Below are 369 nucleotides of genomic sequence, written 5' to 3'. Positions count from 1 at the left end.
CCCGAAGGACGACACGCCCGCACGGCGCGGGTGGCCGGTGGCCGGCCAGTCGGTGCGCTCGGTGAGCAGCTCGACGGCGCCGGCCGTCCAGTCGACGTGCGACGACGGCGCGTCCACGTGCAGCGTGCGCGGCAGCACACCATTCTGCATCGCCAGCACCATCTTGATCACGCCCGCGACACCGGCCGCCGCCTGCGCATGCCCGATGTTCGACTTGATCGACCCCAGCAGCAGCGGGACTTCCCGGTCCTGCCCGTACGTCGCGAGCAGCGCCTGCGCCTCGATCGGATCACCCAGCGTCGTCCCCGTCCCGTGCGCCTCCACGGCATCCACGTCGGCAGCCGACAGCCCCGCGCTCGCCAACGCCTG

At 72.9% G+C, this 369-nt stretch carries 1 protein-coding gene; it reads right to left on the bottom strand.

The features are described 5' to 3' along the window. A partial coding sequence (locus PUR71_RS01265; RefSeq protein WP_329924407.1) for a hypothetical protein occupies window positions 1-369 on the bottom strand: 369 nt, incomplete at both ends.

This window comes from Streptomyces sp. SP17BM10, from assembly GCF_036322405.1.
GTDB lineage: Bacteria > Actinomycetota > Actinomycetes > Streptomycetales > Streptomycetaceae > Kitasatospora.
Note: the sequence above shows the minus strand (reverse complement) of the source record. Positions and strands in the feature narration are given on the sequence as shown.